The organism is Yoonia sp. BS5-3 (genome assembly GCF_038069655.2).
GTDB classification, from domain to species: domain Bacteria; phylum Pseudomonadota; class Alphaproteobacteria; order Rhodobacterales; family Rhodobacteraceae; genus Yoonia; species Yoonia phaeophyticola.
In genome coordinates this window covers 3,631,595-3,657,314 of record NZ_CP150951.2, presented here as the reverse complement: position 1 = coordinate 3,657,314, position 25,720 = coordinate 3,631,595, and the positions used below count along the sequence as shown (strand labels likewise).

The 25,720-nt window shown below is 58.0% G+C and carries 23 protein-coding genes; 14 read left to right on the top strand and 9 right to left on the bottom strand.

Going from position 1 to position 25,720, the window contains the following annotated elements; all coding sequences use genetic code 11:
- The first annotated feature begins 13 nt into the window (after positions 1 to 13).
- Together hflK and AABB29_RS18425 are read left to right on the top strand one after the other, a co-directional pair.
- On the top strand, positions 14 to 1,168 hold the full coding sequence (gene hflK, locus AABB29_RS18430; RefSeq protein ID WP_341369046.1) for an FtsH protease activity modulator HflK: 1,155 nt from the start codon (positions 14 to 16) through the stop codon (positions 1,166 to 1,168).
- Entirely contained in the window at positions 1,168 to 2,049 is an 882-nt protein-coding gene (locus AABB29_RS18425) for a protease modulator HflC (RefSeq protein WP_341365526.1), read from the top strand. Before hflK ends, AABB29_RS18425 begins: the two co-directional genes overlap by 1 nt.
- A 62-nt stretch (positions 2,050 to 2,111) precedes the next feature.
- Here the strand turns inward: AABB29_RS18425 and AABB29_RS18420 are convergent, their stop codons facing one another.
- From AABB29_RS18420 to AABB29_RS18400, 5 genes are all read right to left on the bottom strand, one after another.
- A complete protein-coding gene (locus AABB29_RS18420; protein WP_373636674.1) occupies positions 2,112 to 2,753 on the bottom strand; it encodes an aspartate/glutamate racemase family protein in 642 nt (213 codons plus the stop codon).
- Positions 2,754 to 2,757: 4 nt separating this feature from the next.
- Positions 2,758 to 3,597, bottom strand: coding sequence for an ABC transporter permease (locus tag AABB29_RS18415; RefSeq protein ID WP_341365528.1), 840 nt, complete (start codon positions 3,595 to 3,597; stop codon positions 2,758 to 2,760).
- On the bottom strand, positions 3,597 to 4,418 hold the full coding sequence (locus AABB29_RS18410) for an ABC transporter permease (RefSeq protein ID WP_341369047.1): 822 nt from the start codon (positions 4,416 to 4,418) through the stop codon (positions 3,597 to 3,599). Before AABB29_RS18410 ends, AABB29_RS18415 begins: the two co-directional genes overlap by 1 nt.
- Before the next feature lie 127 nt (positions 4,419 to 4,545).
- Entirely contained in the window at positions 4,546 to 5,811 is a 1,266-nt protein-coding gene (locus tag AABB29_RS18405) for an extracellular solute-binding protein (RefSeq protein WP_341369048.1), read from the bottom strand.
- Positions 5,812 to 5,846: 35 nt separating this feature from the next.
- Positions 5,847 to 6,830, bottom strand: coding sequence for an ABC transporter ATP-binding protein (locus AABB29_RS18400; protein WP_341365529.1), 984 nt, complete (start codon positions 6,828 to 6,830; stop codon positions 5,847 to 5,849).
- A 216-nt stretch (positions 6,831 to 7,046) separates the two neighbouring features.
- Between AABB29_RS18400 and AABB29_RS18395 the strand changes: the two genes are divergently transcribed.
- From AABB29_RS18395 to AABB29_RS18375, 5 genes are all read left to right on the top strand, one after another.
- On the top strand, positions 7,047 to 7,733 hold the full coding sequence (locus tag AABB29_RS18395; protein ID WP_341365530.1) for a GntR family transcriptional regulator: 687 nt from the start codon (positions 7,047 to 7,049) through the stop codon (positions 7,731 to 7,733).
- Entirely contained in the window at positions 7,730 to 8,539 is an 810-nt protein-coding gene (locus tag AABB29_RS18390) for a GNAT family N-acetyltransferase (RefSeq protein ID WP_341365531.1), read from the top strand. Before AABB29_RS18395 ends, AABB29_RS18390 begins: the two co-directional genes overlap by 4 nt.
- Before the next feature lie 273 nt (positions 8,540 to 8,812).
- A complete protein-coding gene (locus AABB29_RS18385) occupies positions 8,813 to 10,243 on the top strand; it encodes a Do family serine endopeptidase (RefSeq protein ID WP_341369049.1) in 1,431 nt (476 codons plus the stop codon).
- A 147-nt stretch (positions 10,244 to 10,390) separates the two neighbouring features.
- The gene (locus AABB29_RS18380; RefSeq protein ID WP_341365532.1) at positions 10,391 to 10,714 is read left to right on the top strand and encodes a 2Fe-2S iron-sulfur cluster-binding protein; all 324 of its coding nucleotides are present in this window, start codon (positions 10,391 to 10,393) and stop codon (positions 10,712 to 10,714) included.
- Complete coding sequence (locus tag AABB29_RS18375) at positions 10,711 to 11,454, top strand: VCBS repeat-containing protein (protein ID WP_341365533.1); 744 nt, start codon at positions 10,711 to 10,713, stop codon at positions 11,452 to 11,454. Before AABB29_RS18380 ends, AABB29_RS18375 begins: the two co-directional genes overlap by 4 nt.
- On the opposite strand, the gene cobS is transcribed toward AABB29_RS18375, so the two are convergent.
- Positions 11,451 to 12,212, bottom strand: a complete 762-nt coding sequence (cobS, locus tag AABB29_RS18370; protein WP_341365534.1) for an adenosylcobinamide-GDP ribazoletransferase — start codon at positions 12,210 to 12,212, stop codon at positions 11,451 to 11,453. The genes AABB29_RS18375 and cobS overlap by 4 nt on opposite strands.
- A 76-nt stretch (positions 12,213 to 12,288) precedes the next feature.
- Between cobS and cobT the strand changes: the two genes are divergently transcribed.
- A complete protein-coding gene (gene cobT, locus AABB29_RS18365) occupies positions 12,289 to 13,302 on the top strand; it encodes a nicotinate-nucleotide--dimethylbenzimidazole phosphoribosyltransferase (protein ID WP_341365535.1) in 1,014 nt (337 codons plus the stop codon).
- Here cobT and AABB29_RS18360 read toward each other — a convergent pair.
- The gene (locus AABB29_RS18360; RefSeq protein WP_341369050.1) at positions 13,299 to 15,173 is read right to left on the bottom strand and encodes a monovalent cation:proton antiporter-2 (CPA2) family protein; all 1,875 of its coding nucleotides are present in this window, start codon (positions 15,171 to 15,173) and stop codon (positions 13,299 to 13,301) included. The two genes, cobT and AABB29_RS18360, sit on opposite strands and share 4 nt — an antisense overlap.
- 167 nt (positions 15,174 to 15,340) lie before the next feature.
- Between AABB29_RS18360 and AABB29_RS18355 the strand changes: the two genes are divergently transcribed.
- Positions 15,341 to 16,537: an MFS transporter gene (locus AABB29_RS18355; protein ID WP_341365536.1), complete on the top strand. Its 1,197-nt coding sequence runs from the start codon at positions 15,341 to 15,343 to the stop codon at positions 16,535 to 16,537.
- On the opposite strand, the gene AABB29_RS18350 is transcribed toward AABB29_RS18355, so the two are convergent.
- The gene (locus tag AABB29_RS18350) at positions 16,538 to 16,993 is read right to left on the bottom strand and encodes an Lrp/AsnC family transcriptional regulator (RefSeq protein WP_341365537.1); all 456 of its coding nucleotides are present in this window, start codon (positions 16,991 to 16,993) and stop codon (positions 16,538 to 16,540) included.
- Positions 16,994 to 17,119: 126 nt separating this feature from the next.
- On the opposite strand from AABB29_RS18350, the gene hppD reads away from it, so the two are divergent.
- The 5 genes from hppD (at position 17,120) to AABB29_RS18325 (ending at position 22,446) form a co-directional block, all read left to right on the top strand.
- The gene (gene hppD / locus AABB29_RS18345; RefSeq protein WP_341365538.1) at positions 17,120 to 18,250 is read left to right on the top strand and encodes a 4-hydroxyphenylpyruvate dioxygenase; all 1,131 of its coding nucleotides are present in this window, start codon (positions 17,120 to 17,122) and stop codon (positions 18,248 to 18,250) included.
- Positions 18,251 to 18,462: 212 nt separating this feature from the next.
- Complete coding sequence (locus tag AABB29_RS18340) at positions 18,463 to 19,113, top strand: acyloxyacyl hydrolase (protein WP_341365539.1); 651 nt, start codon at positions 18,463 to 18,465, stop codon at positions 19,111 to 19,113.
- 219 nt (positions 19,114 to 19,332) lie between these two features.
- On the top strand, positions 19,333 to 19,950 hold the full coding sequence (locus tag AABB29_RS18335; RefSeq protein WP_373636673.1) for an outer membrane protein: 618 nt from the start codon (positions 19,333 to 19,335) through the stop codon (positions 19,948 to 19,950).
- Positions 19,951 to 20,155: 205 nt separating this feature from the next.
- Positions 20,156 to 20,794 (top strand): hypothetical protein, encoded by a 639-nt coding sequence (locus tag AABB29_RS18330; protein ID WP_341365542.1) that lies wholly within the window; start codon positions 20,156 to 20,158, stop codon positions 20,792 to 20,794.
- 56 nt (positions 20,795 to 20,850) lie between these two features.
- Complete coding sequence (locus AABB29_RS18325; protein ID WP_341365543.1) at positions 20,851 to 22,446, top strand: sulfotransferase; 1,596 nt, start codon at positions 20,851 to 20,853, stop codon at positions 22,444 to 22,446.
- 24 nt (positions 22,447 to 22,470) lie between these two features.
- On the opposite strand, the gene AABB29_RS18320 is transcribed toward AABB29_RS18325, so the two are convergent.
- Positions 22,471 to 25,665: a hypothetical protein gene (locus tag AABB29_RS18320; RefSeq protein ID WP_373636672.1), complete on the bottom strand. Its 3,195-nt coding sequence runs from the start codon at positions 25,663 to 25,665 to the stop codon at positions 22,471 to 22,473.
- Positions 25,666 to 25,720 lie beyond the last annotated feature (55 nt).

Below are 25,720 nucleotides of genomic sequence, written 5' to 3'. Positions count from 1 at the left end.
ACATAGGAATACGATGTCAGGACATTCTGGGGGCCCATGGGGCGGCGGCGGCAATAACGGATCAGGCGGGGAGGACGACAATCGCGGAAGTGGTGGGCGTAAACCTGATAACGAGGGTCCGAATATTCCGGAAATCGATGATCTGGTGAACAAAGGGCGCGAACAATTGCGCGTGCTGATGGGCGGAGGCGGTCAAGGAAACAACCGCGGCTCTTCGGGCGGCGGTGCACCTGCGGGGCCGCAGCTGACGCGCGGGACTGTGGCGATCGGTATCTTCTTTGCAGTAGCCGCATGGCTTGCTGCATCCTTTTATACCGTCCGTCCCGAGGAAAATTCGGTGGAACTGCTTTTGGGTGATTTCCTGGAAGTCGGCGAGCCGGGCTTGAACTTTGCGCCATGGCCGTTTGTGTCGCGCGAAGTGATCGCTGTTACCTCTGAACGGAACATCGATATCGGGACCAGCCGGGCCGGTATGGATGCCGGGCTGATGCTAACGGGTGACGAAAACATCGTGGATATCGATTTCCAAGTGGTTTGGAATATCGATAACCCAGAGGCCTATCTGTTCAACCTCGCCGATCCGCCACAGACAATTGAGGCGGTGGCGGAATCCGCGATGCGTGAAATTATTTCGCAATCGGAATTGGCACCGATCCTGAACCGGGATCGTGGGGCCATTGCCGACCAGCTTAGCGGGCTGATCCAGACGACGCTTGATAGCTATGATTCTGGGGTGAACATCATCCGTGTGAACTTTGACAAAGCCGACCCGCCAGAGCCGGTAATCGCATCATTCCGTGCGGTGCAGGATGCCGAGCAGGAACGCGACCGGGTGCAAAACGTCGCTGATGCCTACGCAAATCGGGTCGTTGCCGAAGCGCGTGGTCAGGCCGCACAAATTCTTGAACAGGCCGAAGGGTATCGCGCCCGGGTCGTGAACGAAGCCGAAGGTGAAGCCTCACGCTTCCTAGCCGTTTTGGCCGAATATGAAAAAGCGCCAGAGGTCACTCGCAAACGGCTTTATCTGGAAACGATGGAAGAGGTCCTTGGCGGCATCGACATCATCTTGCTTGATGAGGGCGATGGGGGCGGACAAGGTGTCGTACCTTACCTGCCACTCAATGATCTGCGCCGCACACCGGCCGCGACAACCGGAGGATCAAACTAATGCGGAAATCAGCATTCCTTCTACCCGTCGCTGCAATTGCTGTGATTGGCGTTCTGTCATCGATCTTTATCGTGGATGAACGCGAAAAGGCGCTTGTCCTGCAATTTGGTCAGATCGTCCGCGTGCAAGAGGAGCCGGGCCTTGGCTTTAAGCTTCCGCTGATCCAAGAGGTCGTGCGCTACGATGACCGGATCCTCAGCCGCGATCTTGAACCGCTTGAGGTCACACCATCGGATGATCGTCGCCTGATCGTTGACGCGTTTGCGCGCTACCGTATCGCGGATGTCGAACAGTTCCGACGCGCTGTCGGCGCGGGCGGCGAACAGACTGCAGCAAACCGGTTGGACAGTATCTTGCGTGCTAAAACGCGCGAGGTGCTCGGTTCGGTCAGCTCCAATGATATCCTGTCAACGGACCGTGCGGCGCTGATGCTGCGCATCCGCAATGGCGCGATTTCCGAAGCGCAGGGGCTGGGCCTTCAGGTCATTGACGTGCGCCTCAAGCGGACGGACCTGCCACCTGAAAACCTCAACGCGACTTATGAGCGGATGAAGGCCGAACGCGACCGGGAAGCGGCAGATGAACGCGCTCGCGGGAACGAAGCGGCGCAGCGTATCCAGGCGCAGGCCGACCGGACCGTGATCGAACTTGTCTCGGATGCAGAGCGGCAGTCGCAAATCATCCAGGGTGAGGCCGACGCCCGCCGGAACGAGATTTTCGCTTCCTCATTTGGGGCAGATCCAGAGTTCTTTGAATTCTACCGTTCCATGACCGCCTACCAGCGATCATTGACGCCAGGCAATGCCACCATGGTGCTGTCCCCGGATAATGAGTTCTTCAACTATCTCAAATCCGACACCGGAAGCGCCGCGCAGGAATAGGGGCGGGCCGCAATTGAAATAATGGGGGCTGGCAGCAATGCCGGCCCTTTTTGTTGCACAGCTTAAATCAACCAACGCATGGCCTTTGCGGCCGCAACAACCGGATCAATGACCGGTATTTGCAGATTGCTGCGGACTGCCTCGGTCACATGCACCATTCCTGCACAGCCCAGCACAATCGCGTCAATCCCATCCTCAGCGGCTGCGGTTTGCGCCTCATTTGTGATGCGCGCAATCGATTGCTCTGGGTCCGCGTGTAGTGCCAACACGGGTATGTCTGATGCGCGGACCCGGCCCAGAAAAGGATCCAGCCCCAGCCTGACAATATTTCCCTCAAGAACCGGGACAGAAATGGGAAGGGTGGTGACAACGCTAAAGCGCCAGTTACGCAGCGCCGCAAAATGGTAAGCGGCCTGACCAATGCCCAGCACCGGGCAATTGGAAAGACGGGCGGCAGCTGTCAGGGCGGTGTCGTCAAAGCAGCCAATGATGATACCATCGGCACGTTGCGCACCGGCCTCCTTGATCAATTCAAGCAATGGCGGCGCGGCACGCGCGCCATCCGCTGCCCCTTGGATGGCGGCGGGGCCGTGATGTGACGTCCAGCCCTCAAATGCGATATCGGGGGCGGCGTCGCGGGCGGCTTGCAACATGGCTTCTGTCATCGCCGCCGTGCTATTGGGATTGATGATAATAACCGGCATGAATTCAGGCCAAGCCGTTCCCGGCATCTGATCCTTGCGCCTTTCGGCGGCGGTCGATCCGCCAAAAGATCAGCAAGAACAGCCCGATCACGCCAAAAGAAAATAAGGTTGTCAACGTGCCAAGCGCGAAAATCACAGGCGAGGTGACATTGGTTGTCATCCCAAAAATCTCAAGCGGCAAGGTGTTGTAACTGCCCGATGTCAGCAGGGTTCGGGCAAATTCATCATAGCTTAGCGTGAACCCAAACAGGGCAACGCCAATCAGTGACGGGGCGATGATGGGCAAAACGACAAAACGGACGGTCTGCCAAGGCGAGGCCCCCAGATCGCGGGCCGCTTCTTCATAGCTTTTGTCAAAGCGGTTGAAGACCGCAAACATGATCAAAAGGCCAAAGGGCAATGTCCAGGTCAGCTGCGCACCAAATCCCGAAGTGGACCAGTGTACAGGAAGGCCAGATTGGGACCAGATCAACCCGACACCCAGTGACACCAGGATTGAGGGGATCACCAGGGATGTGATGATCAGATAAAAGATAATTCCTGATCCGGCAAAACGTTTGCGGAACGCCAAGCCGCCCAGCACAGACACAATCACGGTCGTGATCATGACCATCAATCCAAGAACAAAGGACCGCCGGAACGACCCCCAGATGTCCCCGACAGCCTGTTGCTGGAACAGGTCATGGAACCAATGCAGCGAGACCCCTTTCATCGGAAATGTCAGCCCGCCGCTTGGGCCTTGAAATGACAGGATCGCGATGGTCAGGGTTGGGCCATATAGAAACAGCAAAAACAGCGTGAAAAACGTGGCCAAGACGTAAAATGAGCGGGGGCGCGGTTCCATCACAGCTCCTTCCGGATATCGACAAAGCGCAAAAGGATGCCAATCACGATCAACACAGTGGCCAGCAGGATCACCGCCGTTGCCGCCGCTGAAGGGTATTGCAGCAGGCCAATATCATTCTGAATCATCCGGCCCACATTGGCTGATTGGGACCCGCTCATGAAGCGGACGGTGATGAAATCGCCCATCACCAAGGTCACGACAAAGATCGTGCCAATCATGATGCCCGGCTTTGTCAGCGGGATCACCACATAACGCAGGGTCTGCCAACCAGTCGCGCCCGCATCCACTGCCGCTTCGATCAGGGATTTGTCGATACGCATCATCGTGTTGAAAATGGGGACGACCATAAACAGCGTGTACAGATGGACAAAGGCCAGAATGACGCTGAAATCGCTGAATAAAAGCCAATCCAACGGCTCATCAATCACGCCCCAGGACACCAGGGTCGCATTGGCCAGCCCGTTGCGGCCCAGAAACGGGATCCACGAAATCATGCGAATGATATTCGAGGTCCAGAAGGGGATCGTACACAGAAGAAACAGGGCGATCTGCCATTTCAATGACCGCACATGGAACGCCAGAAAATAGGCGACGGTAAAGCCGATCACCAGGGTGAAGGCCCATGTGATGGCGGCATATTTGAACGTGTTGAAAAAGACGCGATAGGTCACGTCCGATCCAAAGAGAAAGGCGTAATTGTCAAATTGAAAGGCGGGATAGATCGAAAACTCTGTCGCGCCCCAAAAGCTGACAATCACAATCATGATGATCGGGGCGACAAGAAAAGCGGTCAGGATCAAGGCCAGCGGACTGGCCATCAGCCATCCGGTCAAATGTCTATTCAGTTGCAAGGCATTGCTCTTCTTTTGGCCATAAATATCCCGGAGGGGGTCGGGGGAGGCAGCGCCTCCCCCGCCTGTCGCGCGCGTCAGCGCGCGAAACACATCAAGCGGCGATAAACTCGTTCCACTTGCGCACCATGTACTGGTTCTCATCCATGACAGCGTTCCAACAGGCCACCGCGCCCATACGATCATAGAAGGAACCACCATCGCGCACCGCGCCAGCTTTTTCCATCACATCGCCAAATGGGTTGGTGATATCACCCTCGGCGGCTTTGCCTTCGAACCAGAAGCCCCATTCATCGGCGCTCATGAACTCTTTTGAGGTCTCGGGCACAGCTGAATAGTAGCCCTGGCGCATCAGGAAACCGCCGACCCAGCCGGACAGATACCAGTTGATATATTCATAGGCGGCGTCCAGCTCGATCCCGGACAGGGATGCTGACAGGCCGATGCCGCCGCCCCATGACCGGTAGCCTTCCTCAAGTGGCTGGTAGACACATGGAATGCCCTGGCTGCGCACGGCTGTGATTGCAGGCGACCACATGGATTGGATAACCACCTCGCCCGAGGCCATCAGCTCAACCGATTCCGAGAAGGATTTCCAGAAGGCGCGGAACTGACCGGCTTTCTTGGCTTCGGTAAAGATGCCCAAGGTCAGGTCAATCTCTTCACGGGTCATGTTGCCCTTGTCGGGATAGGTGTATTCGCCCATGGATTCGACGACCATGGCCATATCCATGATGCCGATGGATGAAATATCCAGGATTGAGGCTTTGCCCGCAAATTCGGGGTTCAGCAGTTCAGACCAATTGCTGATCGGGCGGCCAATCAGGTCAGGGCGGATGCCTAGCGTGTCGGCGTTATAGATGGTGGGGATCAAGGTCATCCAACCAGATTCCTCATCTACAAATTCCGTGCCGTCTGCCCCGGTGGTAAAGCCCACACTATGCGGCGCAGTGCCCTGCGCGATGGTGCTTTCCGGGGTTAGTTTCCCATCCCGGAAGATGCCGACGATCTTGTCGTAATTGGCGATTTTCGTGGTGTCCATCGCTTGCAGGTTGCCGGTTGGCCAGACCTTTTTGCAGATCCAGTATTCGATATCAGCGATATCAAAACTGTCCGGCTGGGTGGCGGCACGCTGGGTGACGCTGTCGGAATCAAGCGCGGTCATTTCCAGGTTAAACCCGAGGTCTTCCTTGACCTTTGTCGCCACTTCATTGAGGTTGGACACCCCGGTGCCGAACTGGCGCAAGGTCACATCTTTGATCTCTTGCCCCCAGACCATAGGAGCCGGAAGCGCGGCGGCCGCCACCGCCGCGCCACCTGCCTTCAGCATGGACCGGCGCGAATAGCGTATCTTTGGAATTGTTGTCATCTTTACTTCCCTGTTTTTACGTTTTCTCAGGCGGTTAACGCATGGGCTGCCTGAGGGTCCCAATCGAGGCCAACAGCCTCGCCCAATTCCTTCGGTGCCCCGAAGAACTCTTGATCGGGAAGAAGCGCAGTGACCTCTTGATTGCCTGCAATGGCAGCGGTCAGTGCGACATGGGTTCCCTGATATTCGATATTGGTGATCTGCCCCTCCATCTTCGCACCCGCAGGGGCGTTGATCTTCATGGCATCGGACCGCACAGCAATCGGACCGCCGGGCAGGGAAATCACGTTATGCGAGCCCAAGAAACGCGCAACAAAGGCCGTTTTAGGGGCCTCAAACACCGACCGGGTCGGGCCGGCCTGTTCGATCTTGGCGTTATTCATCACAACAATTTCGTCAGCCAGGGCCAGGGCCTCGTCCTGCCCATGGGTGACGTGTAAAAACGTAATGCCCAGCTCGCGCTGCAGCCGTTTAAGTTCGGCGCGCATGCGGATGCGCAGGAACGGATCAAGCGCGGATAGCGGTTCATCCAGCAGTAGGATATCGGGTTTCGTGATCAGGGCCCGGGCCAAGGCAACGCGTTGCTGCTGGCCGCCCGACAGCTGGGCAGGCAGGCGGGCGGCAAAGGCGCTCATATCCACCAGCTCCAGCATCTCGCCTGCGCGGCTGGCGCGGGTTGCAGCATCCACACCTTTCATTTTCAGGCTGAACGCCACATTTTCCGTAACGCTCAGATGGGGAAACAGTGCATAGTTTTGAAACATCATCGCGGTACCGCGTTTTGCGGGGGGCAGAAAGGAAATATCGCGCCCGCCCAGCAAAACTGATCCGCCCGTTACGCTTTCATGCCCGGCAACCATGCGCAGGGTCGACGACTTGCCGCAGCCTGATGGCCCCAAAAGACAGGCATAGGTGCCCGACGCAAAATGGTAGCTGATCGCATCCACGGCCAGCGCGCTGCCATAGCGTTTGGTCAGGCTGACAAGTTCAAGGTCCAGATTGGATGGCATAGATGTCCCCGCGTCTTCGTGCTCTTAGCGTCATGCAAGGCAGCGCCGGTGGGACAGTTTTTTCGTAAATAAGGCGTGAACGATCCCGCAAGCTGTCGATTGCGTTGGCGAAATGAGTTAAACTTGTTCAAGAATTGGGCGAAGATTGTATACAATTGTAGTCTCTTTCGCATTCAGCCTTGCTTGCCGCCACAAAATAAAGACTCAACTAAAGCTATGACCGAGACAGCAATCAAAAGCGCCGCCACCGCAGATGAGATCGTGACCCAACTGACCGAAGCGGTGCATGAACACCGGGTTCTGCCGGGCATGAAACTCAGCGAGGATGAGGTCGGCGAAATCTTCGGCGTGGGCCGCACGGTGGTGCGGCAGGCGCTGCGCACAATGGCGCATGGCGGGCTTGTTGCAATCGAACGCAACCGGGGTGCCTTTGTCGCCAAACCTTCGATCAAAGAAGCGCGCGAGGTGTTTGAAGCCCGCGCATTGCTGGAACCTCAGACCGCCCGCGCCGCCGCTGAACGGGCGAGGCCCGATGATATCACCGTGCTGAAAGATCATATCACCCAGGAACACGCCGCCATTGATGCCAATGAAGCCGGGCGCGCGCTGAAACTGTCAGGGCATTTCCATGTTGAGATTGCCCGCATCGCAGATCAAAAAACGATTGAAGCCTTCATTCGCCAGCTCGTCTCGCAATCATCCTTGGTCATTGCCCTTTATTGGCAGCGGCGCAGTGCCCTATGCGAAAGCCACGCCCATCACGCGCTGATTGATGCGATCGCGCAAAATGATCCGGCATCCGCCGAAGAGATCATGAAAGGCCATCTGGTCGATCTTGTCTCGCAGCTGAACCTGCGCGATGTGCCTGATGGCAACCTGTCTTTGCGGGACGCGTTCACATGATCACATATCGCAACGCACAAGCGCATGAGCTGGACACCATCTTAGACTGGGCCGCTGCCGAAGGCTGGAACCCCGGTCTTGACGATGCGGCGGCCTTTTGGGCGGCAGACCCGGGCGGGTTCTTTGTTGCGGTTGATGGCGTAAGGCCTGTCGCCGCAATCTCGGTTGTGAACCATACGGATCATTTTGCGTTTCTGGGGCTTTACATCGTCACACCAAACTATCGCGGGCGCGGGGTGGGCTACGCGCTTTGGCAACATGCATTGGCCCATGCGGGCACGCGCACGGTTGGGCTTGATGGGGTGCAAGAACAGCAGGCCAACTACGCAGCCTCGGGCTTTGTCCATGCAGGTGGCACAACACGCTTTGCGGGCGCTGTGATGGCACAACCGGTATCTGCCCGGCTTGCGACAGCGGCGGATATTCCAGATCTGATTGGGCGCGAGGCAGATGTAACTGGCGTCCATAAGCCCGCTTATCTGGGGGCATGGTTTACCAATACGGCGGACCGGAAAACACTTTTGTTGGGGGGCGGCATTTGCACAATCCGCAAATGCCGTAGCGGGGCCAAGATCGGGCCATTGATTGCGCCGGATCTGGTGACCGCACGTGATCTGATCGGCCAAGCGGCAGGCTATTTCGGCCCTGATGTGATCATCGATGTGCCGGATGCGGCGGGCGGGCTGACGGGGCTTTGCAATGATCTGGGCCTGACGCCGGGTTTTCAGACCGCGCGAATGTATCGGGGCGCGGCCCCCGCAGCATGTGGGGATATTTTCGCGGTCACATCGTTAGAACTGGGATAATCACAAATGTCAGGGATTCGCTCGGCCGGGGCAAATCGACACGGTTTTCGGCCAGGTAAACCGGCTTTTTGGGTGCGAACCGGCGATATGTCGTCAAATCACATCCAGTTGAGCAGGCGAGAGGCATCTTTGCGTTGCACATTCGCCGCACTACATAGATCATCAGTTCAGACATTGCGGCTGCACTCACGCCGCACCGCTCATCAATAAGGAGATCTGTCAGTGACTTCTAAGGCAATCGCAATTCAACAAGATCAACGCCGGGCAGGGCGGATGCTGATGGGGCTTTTGAGCTTGCTCGCCCTGTCCTTCGCGCTCGTCCTGGCTCAGGCGAGCATGACAACAGCCCAGGAACGCCCGGCGACCTTCGCTGATCTGGCCGAACAAATCAGCCCGGCTGTTGTGAATATTACGACCAGTACAACCATCGCAGGCCGAACCGGGCCGCAGGGGCTTGTTCCCGAAGGCTCTCCGTTTGAGGATTTCTTTAACGATCTCGACCCTGACGGTCGCGGTGGTCCGCAACGGTCTTCTGCGCTTGGTTCCGGTTTCGTCATTTCCGAGGACGGCTATATCGTCACCAACAACCACGTGATCGAAGGGGCCGATGAGATCCTGATCGAATTCTTCCCGGGCGGCGAACCTGGCGTTCCGGCTGAACTGATCGGCACAGACCCCAACACAGATATCGCCGTTTTGAAGGTTGATCTGGATGGTCTGCCTTTCGTCGAATTCGGCGACAGCAACGGACCCGGCAGCCGTGTCGGCGACTGGGTAATGGCCATGGGTAACCCATTGGGCCAGGGCTTTTCTGTCTCGGCAGGGATTGTTTCGGCACGTAACCGGGCGCTTTCGGGAACTTATGACGACTACATCCAGACCGATGCGGCGATTAACCGGGGGAACTCGGGCGGGCCGCTTTTTAACCTTGATGGTGACGTGATTGGTGTGAACACCGCGATCCTGTCGCCCAACGGCGGTTCTATCGGGATCGGCTTTGCGATGTCTTCGGCGGTTGTGACCAATGTGGTCGACCAGCTGATCGAATTTGGCGAAACCCGGCGCGGCTGGCTTGGCGTACGCATCCAGGACGTCACACCTGATATGGTCGACGCGATCGAAGGGCTGGAAATCGCGCGGGGTGCACTTGTGACAGACGTACCGGCTGGCCCGGCAGAGGACGCAGGTATGCTATCCGGCGATGTCGTGCTGATCTTTGATGGGATCGAAATCGAAGATACACGCGAATTGGTGCGGATCGTTGGCAACTCACCTGTTGGAAAAGAAGTGCCCGTATCCGTCCTGCGCGATGGCGATATGCAAGAGCTGACTGTGGTTCTGGGGCGGCGTGAAACCTCCGAAGCCGTTGCCTTCCCCGCCTCGACCGAGCCAGAGGATGAGGCCGAGCCTTCGCAAATTCTGGGCCTGACCTTGTCCGAAATCACGCCAGAGCTGACCGACCAATTCTCGCTCAGCATCGAAGACGGGTTGGTCATCACCGCGATTGATCCTGATTCCGAAGGGGCCTCCAAAGGGCTTCTTGAGGGCGATGTGATCACCGAAGCAGGCCAGCAAGCGATCAATACAGTGGCTGAGCTGGAAGAGCAGATTGCAGCGGCCTCAGATGCAGGGCGCAAATCGATCCTGCTGCTGGTTCGCCGGGGCGGTGATCCGCGCTTTGTGGCGCTGGTGCTTGAAGAATAGGTTTCTCAGCAGCTCAAAAAATAGCAAAGGCGGCCCCATCCGGGCCGCCTTTTGCATATCCTGCAACGGTTTTTCAATTTCCACTGGTCCGGCTGCACAGCTACCACTAAGTATTGCTACGAAGCATCTAGTGAGGACGAATACCCAATGGCCAAGATTACGTATGTCGAATTTGGCGGTAAAGAACATGTGGTGGAGGTCGCCAACGGTTTGACCGTGATGGAAGGCGCCCGCGACAATGGTATTCCTGGGATCGAGGCTGATTGCGGTGGTGCCTGTGCCTGTTCAACCTGCCACGTCTATATCGATGAGACTTGGGTCGAAAAGCTGCCCGCCAAAGACGCCATGGAAGAAGACATGCTCGATTTCGCGTATGAGCCTGATCCGACCACATCGCGCCTGACATGCCAGATCAAAGTCACCGACGATCTGGACGGGCTGCGTGTGAAAATGCCGGAAAAACAGATTTGATCCTGCGCCTTGCATCATTGCTTGCGGTGCTGGCTGGTGCGGCCAGCGCCGAACGTATTCTTAGCGCGGAATATGCCGGACCAACGGACCGCTATGCCCATGGTATCTTGGGCGATGCGATCGAATGGGGCGAATTGCGCATCACGACCGATGGGGTCGACGCAAGCAGCCCGATCCAGCTCTTGGTGGATCAGCAGCTTGTTTATCAAATCACCTTGCCGCAAGACCGGGTCTTCGAAGATGTCGCGCCACGATTGGCCGATCTCGATGGTGATGGCAATCCCGAGGTGATCGTCGTTGAAAGCCAGGCCAATACCGGCGCGCAGCTGGCGATCTATGATGAGACCGGCAAGATCGCATCAACCCCGCATATCGGGACCCGCAACCGTTGGCTTGCGCCGATCGGGGCCGCTGATCTGGACGGTGACGGCTTTGTTGAAATTGCCTATATTGACCGGCCGCATCTGGCCAAGACCTTGCGGGTCTGGCGGTTCAAGGATGGGGCCTTGACCGAGGTTGTCGCAGGCGCAGGCCTGACCAATCACCGGATCGGCGAGCCTGACATTGGCGGCGGCATTCGCGATTGTGGGCATGGGCCCGAGATGATCACCGCCACCGCCGATTGGTCCCGGGTCATCGCCACACGGTTGGTGGATGGGCAGTTGCAGGCCGTCGATATCGGGGCACATCGGGATCGTAGCTCATTCGCTGCAGCGCTTGACTGCCAGCCTGTGCCCTAGGGCAAAAGCACTGTCAGGGCCAACAGCATCGCAATCTCGGTGATTTGCTGGGTTGCCCCCAATATATCGCCGGTTTGCCCGCCGATTTTCATGCGGGCAATCGCGGCGCAGCTTAACGCGGCAATCAGCGCGACAGGGATCAGCCAAAGAAACCCGCAAAGCAGCGCAATCACAGCGGCAATGGCCAAAGCCAACCACACCGCACGTTCGGGCGGGCGGCCAACCGCGTGGCTCAGCCCGCTGCTGCGGGCATGGGGCAGGATCGCCATCAAACCCACCATGCCGGTGCGGCTCAGCGCGCCGACGACGATCAACGCGGTCCAATAGGCGCCCAGCGACACGATCAGCGTCAATGCCATCCAACGCAACAGCAATGTCAGCGCAATCGCGCAGACACCGTAAACCCCGATATGGCTGTCTTTCATAATCTCAAGGCGGCGGGCTGGCTCCCAGCCGCCCCAAAGACCGTCGGCGCTATCGGCCAACCCGTCCTCATGCATGGCGCCGGTCAGGATCACCGACAAGGCCAGCACCAAGGCTGCGATGATGCCATGGGGCAGCCCAATGGCGTTCATCAAGGCGGCCGCAGATGCAAGGATCACACCCATCAGGGCACCGACCAATGGGTAGGTCCAAACGGCCGCGGCACCCCGTGCGGTGGCGCGCTCGGTGTTCAATGCAACGGGAAGGCGGGTCAGCAGACCCAAAGCTGCGGGCAGGTCCACAATGTCAAGCAAAGCGATGTCGTCTTTGTGCAAGAGCGGGTCCTTTGTGGTCTTTCCATCGGCGTGGTCTGCGTTAAACAGATGCAAAGATCGACGCTGCGAGGACCTGATGCAAGCACCATTTTCGACCCTGTCCGCCTTTCGCGAAACACTGGCCGCAGCGCCGGGGCCGGACAAGGCCGCAACCGAAGGCGCACAGGCGCGCAATGGGCAATTGACGAAACCGCCCGGGGCTTTGGGACGGCTTGAGGATCTGGCGATTTGGTATGCAGGCTGGCGCGGCACAGCTCAGCCGCAAATCAATGCGCCGCAGGTGATCATTTTTGCGGGCAATCACGGGGTCTGCGCGCAGGGGGTCTCGGCTTTTCCGCCCGAAGTGACGGTGCAGATGGTCGCCAATTTCGAACATGGCGGGGCTGCGATTAATCAGCTTTCCAAAGCCTTTGGGGCGAAAATGGATGTGCATCCGCTGCGGCTCGATACGCCAACGGCCGATTTTACAACAGCGCCCGCGATGACCGAAGCAGAGGTGATTGAGGCCCTGCAAACTGGTTGGAACGCGGTTGATCTGCAGGCTGATCTGGTTGTGACCGGTGAGATGGGGATCGGGAATACGACCGCTGCAGCTGCCGTGGCCGCTGCGGTTCTGGGCGGTGCGGCAGCTGATTGGACAGGGCGGGGTACCGGGGTAGATGATGCTGGCCTGCAGCGCAAAACCGATGTGGTGGCAAAGGGGCTGGCCTTGCATCAATCTGCTGACCCGCTTGAGGCGTTGCGCTGCCTTGGCGGGCGGGAACTGGCAGGGATGGCCGGGGCGATTGCAGCGGCGCGCCATCACCAGATCCCGGTGATCCTGGACGGGTTTATCTGTTGCGCGGCGGCAGCGGTGCTGGAAAAGGCCGCGCCAGGTGCGCTTGATCATACGGTCGCCGGACATCTGAGCGCCGAAGGGGCGCATCAGCAGCTTCTTGATAGGATCGGCAAAGCGCCATTGCTGCAACTTGGGCTGCGGCTTGGCGAAGGGTCGGGGGCCGCGCTGGCCATTGGGGTGCTGAAAGGGGCAATCGCCTGCCATTCAGGGATGGCCACCTTTGCCGAGGCCGGGGTCAGCGACGCGCCTTAATCCTGTTGACTGTCAATGGCTTGCTGCCGGGTCGCCAATGCGGTCTCAAGCGCATTATTCAGCTCGGTCGCGCGTTTGACATAGGCGGGCACATCGGCCACGGGCACGCCGGGCTGCCACAGCTCGGCCAATTCGCGCAGGGCCTGACGGTCATGCTGATAAAAGGCCTGCTCAAGCTCGGCGGCTTCAAATTCGGATAGACCAAGGTTCTCAAGGGCATAGCGCCCGGCACGCAATGAGCTGTCAAACATCTCGCGGACAATGTCATTGGCACCGGCAGCATAAAGCTCATAGACATGGACCCGGTCGCGGGCGCGGGCAATGATATGCAGATCAGGGCGGGTCTTGCGGGCATAGGCCACCAGCGTATTGGCAGATTTCTTATCATCGATCGCCACGACCAGCACACGGGCTTCCTCTAGGCCTGCGGCCTTCAACAGGTCCGGGCGGGTCGGATCGCCGAAAAAGCCGCGAAAGCCGAATTTACGCATTGTTTGAACAGTTTGCAGATTGGCGTCAATCACCACCGTTTCAAAACCAGCGCTCTGCAGCAGGCGGTTCACGATCTGACCAAAGCGGCCAATACCGGCGATAATGACGGGGCCTTGGACATCGACCTCATCATGGGGTTGATCATCGCTTTCTACCATGCGGCGGCTGAGCAGTTCATAGGCGATGAACAGAAGCGGGGTGATTAGCATGGACAGGGCAACAATCAAAAGCAGCTTGCCCGACAAATCGCCAACCAGCATGCCCTGCTGCACCGAGAATGAGATCAGCACAAAGCCAAACTCACCCGCCTGTGCCAGACCAAGGGTGAACAGCCAACGGTCCTTGCCTTTGATCTTGAAGATAATGGCCAGGGCAAAAAGGATTGCGCCTTTGATCAGCATCAGGGCGATGGTCGCCGACAGAATGCTCAGCGGGTTGGCGAACAGCAGTTCAAAATCAATGCCCGCCCCCACGGTGATAAAGAACAGACCCAGCAAAAGGCCCTTGAACGGGGCCAGATCGCTTTCCAGCTCATGGCGAAATTCCGAGTTCGCCAAAACAACGCCCGCCAAAAATGTGCCAAGCGCCGGGGACAGGCCAACCATGCTCATCAAGACAGCCGTGGCAACGACCATCAACAGGGCAAGCGCGGTATACATCTCGCGTAGGCGGGCATGGTGGATATAGCGAAAGACAGGGCGGGTCAGGTAGACACCGGCCAGGATCACTGCAACGATAGCGCCAATCGTCACCAGGGCCTCACCCCAGGCAGGCAGCCCTTCGACCAGGCTAAGGGTTCCGTGATCATCGTGATGGGCATCAGCGGTGCGGGCGACCGAGCCATCGGGGTTGATCGTCATGATGGCGGGCACAGCCAGCAACGGCAGCAGGGCGAGCATCGGAATAACGGCGATATCCTGCGCCAGTAGCACCGCAAATGTCGACCGGCCCCCGCCGGTTTGCATCAGCCCCTTTTCGGTCAGGGTCTGCAAGACAATGGCGGTGGACGATAAGGCAAAGATCATGCCAATCGCCAGCGACGTCGCCCAATCATAGCCCAGCAAAATCGCCCCTGCAGTCACGGCAGTCATGGTCACACCAACCTGCAAACCGCCCAGGCCAATCAGGCGCTGACGCATCGCCCAAAGCGCGCGGGGGTCCAGCTCTAATCCGATCAGGAACAGCATCATCACAACGCCAAATTCAGCGAAATGCTGGATTTCTTTGGCCTCAGATCCGACAAGACCTGTGACCGGACCAATGACAATCCCCGCCAGCAAATACCCCAGCACAGACCCAAAGCCCAGGCGCGCTGCAAGCGGCACTGCTATGACGGCGGCGCCCAGGTAAATCGTTGCTTGAAAAAAGAAACTGTCCATATTTGCCCGCTTATTCGCCTTCTTGTGTTGCATCATGGGGGGCAGCTTGGCTGTGCCAACAGGACCGGCGACCGGTCTTTGCCGGGCGTATTCTTTACCATGCTGCGTGATATGGTCTGCATATCATTCGGTTGGTCACCGAAGTAGCCTAAAAAAGACAGTTTTTGATGAATAAAGCCAATTCGCCTTTTTCGCCCGCATTGCGTCAGTTGCTGGTAGCGCAGGTTCCGGCTGATTTTGCCGATTGGTTGGACTTTGTTGCGATTGGCGCCTTGCTGGCCTTTGTGTGGCAGCTGGAATCCTTTGTCTTTGCGGTGCTCGCGATCAGCCTTGGTCTGCCATATCTGCTGATCGGACCGGTGGCGGGGGTGCTTGTGGATCGGGCGGATATCAATCGCATCCTGATCTTCAGCAATTTGGGACGGGGGCTGATGACAGCGGCGCTGTTCTGGGCGCCGGATTGGGGCGCGGTCATGATCTGCGTGGCGCTGCGCAGCCTTTGCGATACCTTCTATAGCCCGGCCAAACAGGCTGCGCTGCAAAGCTTGACCACGCCCTCGCAGCGGATGCGTGCAAATGGATTGAGCCATGCAATCAACCAGGCCTCGAAAATTGTGGCCCCTGCCTTGGGCGGTGGATTGTTGATATGGCTGGCGCCGCAATCGGTCTTTTTGATCAATGCCGCGGCATCAGGCGTGGCGGTCTTGATGGTGATGTGGCTGTCACCGATCCCGCGCCCGCCCCAGGCCAGCACAGCGGGGATAGGCGCCGACATCTGGGCAGGGCTGCAAGAAGTCAGGCAAAACCGGATATTGCGCGCTGCATTGTTGATGATGGGGGCGGGGTATTTTGCGATGTTCTTTTACGACACGCTGATCGCGCCACTGACCCGCGATCTTGGCTTTTCGCAAACTTTTCTGGGGTTGGCTTTGGCTGCTGTCGGGGGCGGGGGCGTTCTTGGTGCAGCGTTATTAGGCGCGCGGAATTTCGGCATCAGGCCCTTTGCCTTGATCAGTCTCGGGGCGGGCATTTCCGGGGCGATGGTGCTTGCCTTGGGGATGGTCGAAGTGAACAGCACGCCGATCAACGCCTTCATCTTTGTTTTGTTCTTTGCGGTTTTGGGTTTTGCCTCCACCACGGTCGTCGTGCCGTTTCGGACGATCCTGCAAGACACCGTCACGCCAGCGCGGATAGGACGCGTCATTGCACTCAGCGAAGCGTTGAATACCGGCGCGCTTTTGATAGCCCCCTTCATTGGGGCGTGGATTGCATCGGTATACTCAGTTGGGGCGGCGTTTATCTGTGGTGGGATTGTTATGATCTGCGTGGCGATTGGCGCGTGGGCCTTGCGGGCCTGCGCGTGATCACACTGGCAGCGGGGCGTCGGGTTTGACGCGCTCCATCACGATCTGGCTTTGCACCCGGCTGACGGCGGGGTGGGGCAGCAAAACCTGTTGCACCAGATCATTCAGCGCGGCCAAATCGGCGCAATAGACGCGCAGCAGATAGTCAGCATCGCCGGTCAGGGTCCACGCCCCCACAATCTCGGCCTTTGTATGTGTCAGTCGGATGAAGTCCTTAGCGTTCTGCGCAGTATGGGTGGCCATGACGATCTGAATAAAAGCCTGCACGGACAGGCCCAGCTTTTCAGGGGACACATGGGCGCGGTAGCCAGCGATATAGCCCTCTGCCTCAAGCCTTTGACGGCGGCGCCCAGCCTGCGAGGCGGACATATGCAGCATCCCCCCAAGATCCTGCGCCGTCAGGGTGGAATCGCGCTGCAACGCAGCCAATAATTGAAGATCAACCGGGTCGAGCATGTGCGGAAATCCCGTGTTTTTAGCGCTATGTATGCGCAAAATACGCAATTTGTATCAGTAATTCTAGTACTTCGCGCAAAAAACGCAAGTGCATCGCGGTATGATGGGAAAAAGAGGAGTATAACCATGGGACCTTTTCCGCACGACGCACCTAAATCGACCATCACCGCCGAAAACCCTGCAGGGACGGATGGTTTCGCCTTTGTCGAATTCGCCCATCCCGAACCGCAGACCCTGCGGGACCTTTTTACCCAAATGGGCTACGCCCACACGGCCACGCATAAAACCAAAGCGATTGAGCTTTGGCAGCAAGGCGACATCACCTACATCCTCAACTGCGCGGCAGGGACGCATGCAGCCGCCTTCATCGAAGAACATGGGCCATGTGCCCCTTCGATGGGATGGCGGGTTGTGGATGCGGATCAGGCCTTTGCGCATGCGGTCAGCAAAGGGGCCACGCCTTACGACGGGCCGGGCAAGACCATGGATGTCCCGGCGATCATGGGGATTGGGGGCAGCCTGATCTATTTTATCGATCAGTATTACGACACGAACCCGTATAATGCGGAATTTGACTGGGTCGCCGATGCGCATCCGGTGGGGGTTGGGTTCTACTATCTCGATCACCTGACGCATAATGTGCATAAGGGGAACATGGATAAATGGTTTGCCTTTTATGGTGATTTGTTCAATTTCCGCGAAATCCGTTTTTTTGATATTGAAGGCAAATTTACGGGGCTTTTATCGCGTGCGTTGACCTCGCCCTGCGGGCGGATCCGCATTCCGATCAACGAAGACCGCGGCGAAACCGGGCAAATCGTTGAATATCTCAAGCGGTATAATGGCGAAGGGATCCAGCATATCGCCGTGGGCGCGCGCGATCTTTACGACGCAACGGACGAGATTGCGCAGCGCGGGATCAAATTCATGCCCAAGCCGCCCAGCACCTATTACGATCTTAGCGCTGAACGGGTCATCGGCCATGAAGAACCACGGGACCGGATGGAAAAGCACGGTATCCTGATTGATGGCGAAGGGGTCGTTGACGGGGGTGAGACGCGGATCCTGCTGCAGATATTCAGCAAGACGGTGATCGGACCGATCTTTTTTGAATTCATCCAGCGCAAAGGGGACGATGGCTTCGGCGAAGGAAACTTCAAGGCACTTTTTGAAAGCATCGAAGCCGACCAAATCGCGCGCGGGGTTTTGGTCGAAGAGGCGGCAGAACGCGACGCAGGACAACCTGCAGCGGTTTAAGTACAATGGGGACGGCGTAGCGGCCAAAGCGGCGGGGTGATCCGCCGGTTTGGCTGCCTTTGTCCGTCCATTTTCATCACATTGCTTCGGCCTGTGTCCTCGAAGCCATAGGGCAAATTTGCATTCCGGCTATGCACCCATGCACGGGTCATTTGGCCCATTCCGGGCGTAGATACGGCACGGACTAATATTTATGAAAGGTTTATTTTCCGATGAAAAATCTATTCACAACTGCAGCCGCGTTAGCGACCATGTCCATTGGTTCGGCGACCCACGCACAGGGCAGCGGCGATTGGTATGTCAGCGTCTTCGCTGGTTACTCCAGCATCGGTTCCGTCGATACCGATTTTAATGGTTTCGAAGTTGAACATGAATTTGACGATAACGGCATTTTTGGGGTGTCCGTAGGCCGTGCCCTGCAACCCGGTCTGCGGGCCGAGGTAGAACTGTCCTATGCGCAGTATGACGGTGGCGATGTTTCGTATGATGGCTCATTGTCCTTCGACGAAACCAACGGAGAGCTTTCAACAACATTCCTGATGGGTAATATTTGGTACGATGTGCCGACAGCCAGCTTTGGTGGCGGTGTGCCTTATATCGGTGCAGGTTTAGGCGCGGTGCAACTCGACGCCGACACCACTTTCGGCGGATTTCCATTCGGTTATGGCGATACCGTAACTGGGCTAGCCTACCAGATCGGCGCTGGCGTGCAGTTTCCCGTTGGTGCTGGGATGATCGATGTTGCTTACCGCCTGAAAGCGGCCAGCGGTCTTGATATCGACGATAACGATGGTTCCGGTGTCTATGAGGACGGTACATTCCTGTCCAACAACTTGCAGATTGGATATGTGACGCAGTTTTAAAGCGTCTGAGACAACCTATGCGGGGCCGGGGGATCAATCGATCCTCCGGCCTCTTTCTTTTTGGGCGTGTTGCATGGCTAGACACGGCGCGGAACCTCCTGTGTCCCTGAAGCCATAGGGCAAATTTGCATTCCGGCTATGCACCCATGCACGGGTCATCTGGCCCATTCCGGGCGTAGATGCGGCACGGACTAATATGTTTGAAAGGTGTATTTTTCGATGAAAAATCTATTCACAACGGCCGCATTCATTGCCGCGGTTTCAACCGGTTCCATGGTGCAGGGGCAGGATTGGTACGGTAGCGTCTTTGGGGCGGTCTCGACCGGGGCATATAATTTCGACTTCAGCCATAACCTCGTTTATTCGACCGATTCCGGTTATTTGCTGGGCGGAACGATTGGTCAGACCATCGCACCGGGGATCCGGGCTGAGGCCGAGCTGTCCTATTCCGATTATGAACTCGATAGCTACGATGCCGACAATGCATCAGGTGATCTTCCCGATGGGTTCGATCTAAGTACCACATATCTGATGGGGAATATTTGGTATGATATTCCATCGGCAGGGGGGAGCACCATGACGCCATATGTCGGTGGGGGCTTAGGCTTTGGGCTGGTCAATTATACCTCTTTGGGTAACGATCTCGACACATCCGTTGCAGCGGCTTATCAGCTGGGTGCTGGGGTACAAGTGCCCGCCGGAAGCGGAATGGTTGATATCGGCTATCGTTTCAAAGGAACCGCGCCATTCGATAGCGAATTCGAAGACAGCGTCGTCTACGAAGACTCAACGACCAGCAGCCACAATCTGCAGGTTGGATACGTTATGCGTTTTTGACCGTTGAGGGTGGCGCAGGCATTCTTGAAGATTGCCCGCGCCATCCCAGACCGTCAGACAGCTCAGACAATGGTGCACGGTTCGTCACAGTCACTGTGATGTTGTGGCAACAAAACTTGTTTCGGACGTCGTTGAGGCTTCAGAATCGTTAATAGGTTCTCGTTCCGCCGCGTCTGTTCGACAAAATTCCACAAAGGATTTGAAAATGAAAAACACTCTTATGACAACGGCGACAGCTGCGATTGTCTCTTCAGGGTCAGCTTCATACGCCCAAGGTGCGGGTGACTGGTATGTCAGTGTATTCGCCGGACTGTCGGCAAATACCTACACCGTGGATGACTATTTTGGTTCTGGCGATGACCTTGATTACATCGGCGATAGCTACATGATTGGCGTGGCAACAGGGCTACCGATTGCGGCAAATGTTCGTGGCGAGGTTGAGCTTTCGTACAGCGACTACGAATTTGACGAGTATGCCTTCGATGGCGGGTCGGTTTCACTCAGCGACGGTTTTAGTCAAAAAGCCACTTATCTGATGGGCAATGCTTGGTATGATCTGTCTTCAGTTGGCGCTGGATCAGCGATGCCTTATGTCGGCGGTGGACTAGGGGTCGCTTTTGTAGAAACTGAGTTGTTTGGGTACCAGCTTGATTCAGTCGCAACACTTGCTGTGCAACTTGGAGGAGGGGTGCAAATGCCCGTCGGCGCCGGGGCAATCGATATCGGTTACCGCTTTAAAGCTCTGCCCGGCTATGATGAAAAGATTGACGGAACAGAATTCTTCAGCAGCAGCAGCTCGAACATCAGCCACAACCTGCAGGTTGCATACGTCTTCGCCTACTAGTTGTTGATGGGTGATCCCCTGTTGCACCGTGGCAAGGGATTGTTAGGCTTTCACTTATGAAAAATACCGCTGCTGCGCGGCGCAAGCTGCCCGTATCTCAGATATCGCAGACGCTCCAAAACGGGGCTGCGGCCCAATCGGCGGGGGATTTGCCGCGGGCTGAATTCTTTTATCAGACGATCCTGCGCGATCATCCCAAACATGCCGATGCATTGAACCTGATGGGCACGCTCGCGCTTGAGGCCAAGAAATACGATGTCGCATTGGGCTATTTCCGCAAAGCGCTGAAACAGCATCCCCGCGGCAAAGCCTATCTTTACAATCAGGCCAGCGCGCAGCTGCACCTTAACAAAGCGCAGCACGCGGTTGAGACATTGCGCAAGGCTACAGGGCTCTATCCGACATTTGCCAAATTCTGGGTGCTCAGTGGCCGGGCCCAGGCGCAATTGGGGCAGCATGACGCGGCGCTTGCAGCTTACGATAAAGCCTTGGCGCTGCAATCAGACGATCCGGCCATCGCGGTTGAGAGGGCCGATGTGCTTGTCAATCTGGGCCAAATGGACGCGGCGGCAGCGGTATTCCGGCAGGCGATCGCAGCGGGGCAAAATACGGTCAAGGCCATGGCCGGTCTAAGCGTTGCCCATAAATTCCAAGCAGATGATCCCGAACCGGACGCAATGCTGGCGGCGCTGGATGCACCGGCGCTAACGGATGCTGAACGCAAAGCGCTGCGCTATGCGACGGGCAAGGCACTGGCAGATCAAAAACGCTATGATGCGGCGTTTGCGCAGTTCACAGCGGCCAAGACCGAGGCAAAGGATGGCTTTTCGATGCAAATGCACCGTGAAGCTTACGGGCGGATCAAGCAGATTTTCACGGCCGATCAGATCGCCGAGAAAGCCGTTCATGGGCACCTGTCCGAGAGACCTGTGTTCATCGTAGGGATGCCGCGCTCAGGGACGACCTTGACCGAACAAATCCTGGCCAGTCACCCCCAAATCGCCGGGGCCGGAGAGCTGTCTGACCTTCGCAAGATCGCCCGTACGCTCGGACGGGGGGATCTGGACCCGGGAAAATTCGGGCAAGAGATAGGCGCGCTTGGCAAGGGGCAAATCCGCAAACTGGCCAGCCAATATCTGTCCGTCTTAAAGCAGCATTCCAGCAGTGCGGCGCGGGTCGTTGACAAGCTCCCCCATAATTTCGAACTGATCGGGCTGATCTTGATGCTCTTTCCGAAGGCCAAGATCATCCATTGCCAACGCAGCGCGATGGATACATGCGTGTCTTGCTATACGCATAACTTTTCGGCGGCACATGGCTATAACGGGGATCTGCAGACATTGGGGAAATATTACCGGGCCTATGCCGATCTGATGGCCTATTGGGACAAGATCCTGCGAGGGCGTATCCTGCACAGCCGTTATGAGGATCTGATCAGCGACCAGGAAAGCGCGTCGCGCCGGTTGATCGACTGGGTAGGCCTCGACTGGGATCCGGCCTGCCTGGCCTTCCAAAAGACCGAGCGTCTGGTCAAAACCCCGTCACGTTGGCAGGTCCGGCAACCGATCTACAAAACGTCGATGCGGTCATGGGAAAAATACGCAGCGCATCTCGGGCCGTTGCAAAAGGCGCTGGGGCCGCTGGCAGAGTAACGCGTTACCCCCCCCGAAGCTAATTCACCCTGCGGGCAATTCCAGGGCCACGGTCCGTCCGCGTTTGACGTAGTTCAGTGCGTTCTCACCAATGGCGGTCACTTGGCCGCCATCCAGCGCGCTGCCGACCTCAACCCGTACATAGCGCCCGTTGCTCAGCCGAACCAGCGCGCGGCGGGCGCTGGGGCTGCCATAGATGCCAATCAGGTTGATCTGGCGCAGGGGCAGCACGTCTTCCTGGGTGGCGGCCCGGGCGACGCCGCCGGGTACGGGCGCATAGTTTTGCGGGGCGACAGGCGCGGCGGTTTGGACGGGGGCTGCAGCCGGTGCAGGCGGCGGGGCCGCCGCGCGGGCAGAGGCGACAATAGACGCGAAATTCTGGGGTCGTGTTTCAGGGCGCAAGGATAATGCGACGCCTTGGGTTGATGGATCAACCAACAGATCGGGGTCTTCCTCGGCCAGACCTGCAATAATGGCAGTGATATCCGGGGTGCCCGGGTCGGCCTGGGGCTGCAAGCTGCCTGGCCGCGTGGCGGGGCGGACATCTGGCTCTTCGGTGGATAGCAGGCTCGATGACGGGTCACCGGTTAAAGCGCTCAGCGCGACGCCGCCAGCAGATAGGGTCTCTTCAGCGTCTTCCGCCGTTGCAAGAGCCGTGTCATCCGCGTCCACCGGCGCCTCTGTTACCTCTACCTCGGGCAAAGCCGCATCTTCGGGGCGCAAGGATGGCAGCGGACCATCGGGGCGTCCGGCGATGACCACAACACCTTCGGGGGCAGGGGCGAGCAGCGCCATACGCTCTAGGTCAGCCGCCGTTAGTTCGGGGCGTTCGCGGATTGTCAGATCAGGCAATCCGGCAAAGACAATGGCGCCCTCGGGGGTAACCGTGCCCTCGGGTGTGGCCAGAATAAAGCCGTCTTGATCAACCGGGAATTGGATTTCGGCTGCGGGCGGATCAGCAGGGGGCAGAAAGCTCAGATCGGTTTCAAGATCCGTCAGCGGGGGGACTTGCGGCTGGGCCACACGGGCGGCAGCGGTTTCGGAAAAGGGAACAATCAAACCTTCGGTTGTGGTTTCGCCGGGCTCGTCCACAAAGCGCGGCGCGCGTTGCCACACGCCTGTGGTATCATAGATGGCTTGGGCGTCTGCAGGGCTCAGGACCGTGCCGCGCAGAACGGGGGCACCCACTTCGGCAATCGCGATCTCCTCGGGGGCGGTATCTGCCTCGGCAGCTGTGTCTTCGGGAATGACGGCTTCCTCGGTCAGCACATCTTCGACAGGCGCTGTTTCGGCGACCGCTTCAGCTGCGGGCGGCTCTGCCGGCGCGGTGATCGCAGAGGGCAACCCATCAGGGTCTACCGGTGCTGCGACTGTTTCAGGCTGGGGGATTGCAGGGGCGGCAGGCTCAGCCGGAACAGGCAGGCCAAGCGTGGCCGAGGCCTCATCCGGCGCAACCGAAAAGCCGTTGATTTCGATCTGCGGAATATCCGGTGCGGCCGCAACGATTGAGACAGTTGCAGGCGGCACAGCTGCTTCGGCTTGGGTGGTAGGCGCGGGTTCCGCGTCCGGCGCGGTGCTGGCAATATCTTCGCTGATTGTCACATCAACGGTTTCAGCGGGCGCGGCGCCTTGCGTGATCTCGCCCTCAACGGACCCGCCAGTATCGCGGAACGCGGACCAGGCAACAGCGCCGACCAGCACAAGGCTGGCGGCGACAGCGCCAGCGATAAAGAAGGGGCGGCGGGCCGTATTTGCAGGTTCAGGGGCGCGATTAACCGGGGCTTGCGGGGGACCCAAGGTTGGCATCGGCGCAGCCAGTGTCGGGGCCGTGGTGCTGAGATGCCGGCGTTTGCGCGCGCGCTTACGTTTGCCATTGGGCACATCCGGGATCACGCGGTCCAGCAAGGGCGGAACAAAGAAAACAGGGTCTTGCGCGACAACCGGATCGGCTTTGATTTCAGGGGCTGTCAGCGCGGCGACAGCTGCAACATCTGTCTTGGTTGCATCAGGTTCCGGCGCATCCTGTCCCTGTGCGGCAATTTCTTCGGCGACGGGCGCAACAACCGCTGCGGCAATGGCAGGGGGATGATATTCAGAAATAACCGCGTCCAGCAAAGGTGGGCGTGGTGCTGGAACAGGCGCGGATGGCACCAAATCAGGCGCGGGCTCTTCAACCTCTACCTCGGCGATCTCTTCTGCAACCGGCTCTGCAGGGGCCAAATCAAATTCAGGCGCATCCGGTTCCGCATCTGCCACGTCGTCTTGCGACACCTCAACCGGGGCGTCCTCTGCAACGGGGGCGTCTTCATTCGCCGGGGCGGCGATGTCCTCGGGAAGAGGGTCTGCAATATCTTCGGGAACGTCGCTGCTCGGGGTAAAATCAAGTTCCGGGGCTTCGCTTGATGCCTCCAGCAGCGGGGCTGCGATATCATCGGCACTCTCGTCGATCACAGCGGGGGCGTCTTCGGTCAAGGGCGCGGTCAGTTGCAGGGGCGGCGCGCCTGCAGGCAAAGGGGCTTGCGATGGATCGGCAACCTCAGACGGGGCAGCGTCAGGGGTCGGGGGATCAAGCGGCGCACTTTCTGCGGCCAAATGCGGGGCAAGGGCCGAGGCCAGATCGAAATCGTCAGATGGGGGCAATTCGTCTTCAGGCAGATCGAAGACCAGCAAGCGGGATTTGATCCGTGTGCCGACAACCATCACCGGGATGCGATCGCCCTCAACAGTGGCACCGCGACCCATGATGTCTTCCATCATGGATGTGGGGCCAAAGAACACTTCCTTTTGGAACGTGAAAGGCTCCGGGATGGCAGCAAAACAGACGGGACGGAAACCATGGGCATGGGCAAAGGCCTCTGCCTCGGTCAGGGTCTCGCGGGCGACAGCGGCGATATGGGTGCGGCCGCCAAAACGCTCGGCATCAACGACCAGTTCCTGCAGCGCATAAGGGGTGGCACCATCCAGCACGGCGTCAATATCGGCCTGTGTGGTCTGGGTGCTGTCGATGGCGATATATTTGATTTGATCCAGCGGAATGATCAGCTTGGTGCGCAAACCTTCCGGGGCCAATGCTTCGGCGCGGGCGCGCAAAGTGGCCAGCTGAGCATCCAGATCTTTGGCCTCAACATCTGCGGTGCCGATGCGTTTCCAGCCATGCCGCACGCGGTGCAGCATTTCGATACCTTCAAACGAGAGCGACAGTGCAAAATTTGTGGTCATCAAACGCATCTAGCATGTTGGTGTTGATGGCAAAACGCATTTGCCGCTGCACGCA

Excerpts from the sequence above, each read along its gene's own strand:
- hflK (WP_341369046.1), top strand. The coding sequence starts at position 14 with ATGTCAGGACATTCTGGGGGCCCATGGGGCGGCGGCGGCAATAACGGA.
- AABB29_RS18425 (WP_341365526.1), top strand. The coding sequence starts at position 1,168 with ATGCGGAAATCAGCATTCCTTCTACCCGTCGCTGCAATTGCTGTGATT.
- AABB29_RS18420 (WP_373636674.1), bottom strand. The coding sequence starts at position 2,753 with ATGCCGGTTATTATCATCAATCCCAATAGCACGGCGGCGATGACAGAA.
- AABB29_RS18415 (WP_341365528.1), bottom strand. The coding sequence starts at position 3,597 with ATGGAACCGCGCCCCCGCTCATTTTACGTCTTGGCCACGTTTTTCACG.
- AABB29_RS18410 (WP_341369047.1), bottom strand. The coding sequence starts at position 4,418 with ATGGCCAGTCCGCTGGCCTTGATCCTGACCGCTTTTCTTGTCGCCCCG.
- AABB29_RS18400 (WP_341365529.1), bottom strand. The coding sequence starts at position 6,830 with ATGCCATCCAATCTGGACCTTGAACTTGTCAGCCTGACCAAACGCTAT.
- AABB29_RS18395 (WP_341365530.1), top strand. The coding sequence starts at position 7,047 with ATGACCGAGACAGCAATCAAAAGCGCCGCCACCGCAGATGAGATCGTG.
- AABB29_RS18390 (WP_341365531.1), top strand. The coding sequence starts at position 7,730 with ATGATCACATATCGCAACGCACAAGCGCATGAGCTGGACACCATCTTA.
- AABB29_RS18385 (WP_341369049.1), top strand. The coding sequence starts at position 8,813 with ATGCTGATGGGGCTTTTGAGCTTGCTCGCCCTGTCCTTCGCGCTCGTC.
- AABB29_RS18380 (WP_341365532.1), top strand. The coding sequence starts at position 10,391 with ATGGCCAAGATTACGTATGTCGAATTTGGCGGTAAAGAACATGTGGTG.
- cobT (WP_341365535.1), top strand. The coding sequence starts at position 12,289 with ATGCAAGCACCATTTTCGACCCTGTCCGCCTTTCGCGAAACACTGGCC.
- AABB29_RS18360 (WP_341369050.1), bottom strand. The coding sequence starts at position 15,173 with ATGGACAGTTTCTTTTTTCAAGCAACGATTTACCTGGGCGCCGCCGTC.
- AABB29_RS18355 (WP_341365536.1), top strand. The coding sequence starts at position 15,341 with ATGAATAAAGCCAATTCGCCTTTTTCGCCCGCATTGCGTCAGTTGCTG.
- AABB29_RS18350 (WP_341365537.1), bottom strand. The coding sequence starts at position 16,993 with ATGCTCGACCCGGTTGATCTTCAATTATTGGCTGCGTTGCAGCGCGAT.
- hppD (WP_341365538.1), top strand. The coding sequence starts at position 17,120 with ATGGGACCTTTTCCGCACGACGCACCTAAATCGACCATCACCGCCGAA.
- AABB29_RS18340 (WP_341365539.1), top strand. The coding sequence starts at position 18,463 with ATGAAAAATCTATTCACAACTGCAGCCGCGTTAGCGACCATGTCCATT.
- AABB29_RS18335 (WP_373636673.1), top strand. The coding sequence starts at position 19,333 with ATGAAAAATCTATTCACAACGGCCGCATTCATTGCCGCGGTTTCAACC.
- AABB29_RS18330 (WP_341365542.1), top strand. The coding sequence starts at position 20,156 with ATGAAAAACACTCTTATGACAACGGCGACAGCTGCGATTGTCTCTTCA.
- AABB29_RS18325 (WP_341365543.1), top strand. The coding sequence starts at position 20,851 with ATGAAAAATACCGCTGCTGCGCGGCGCAAGCTGCCCGTATCTCAGATA.
- AABB29_RS18320 (WP_373636672.1), bottom strand. The coding sequence starts at position 25,665 with ATGACCACAAATTTTGCACTGTCGCTCTCGTTTGAAGGTATCGAAATG.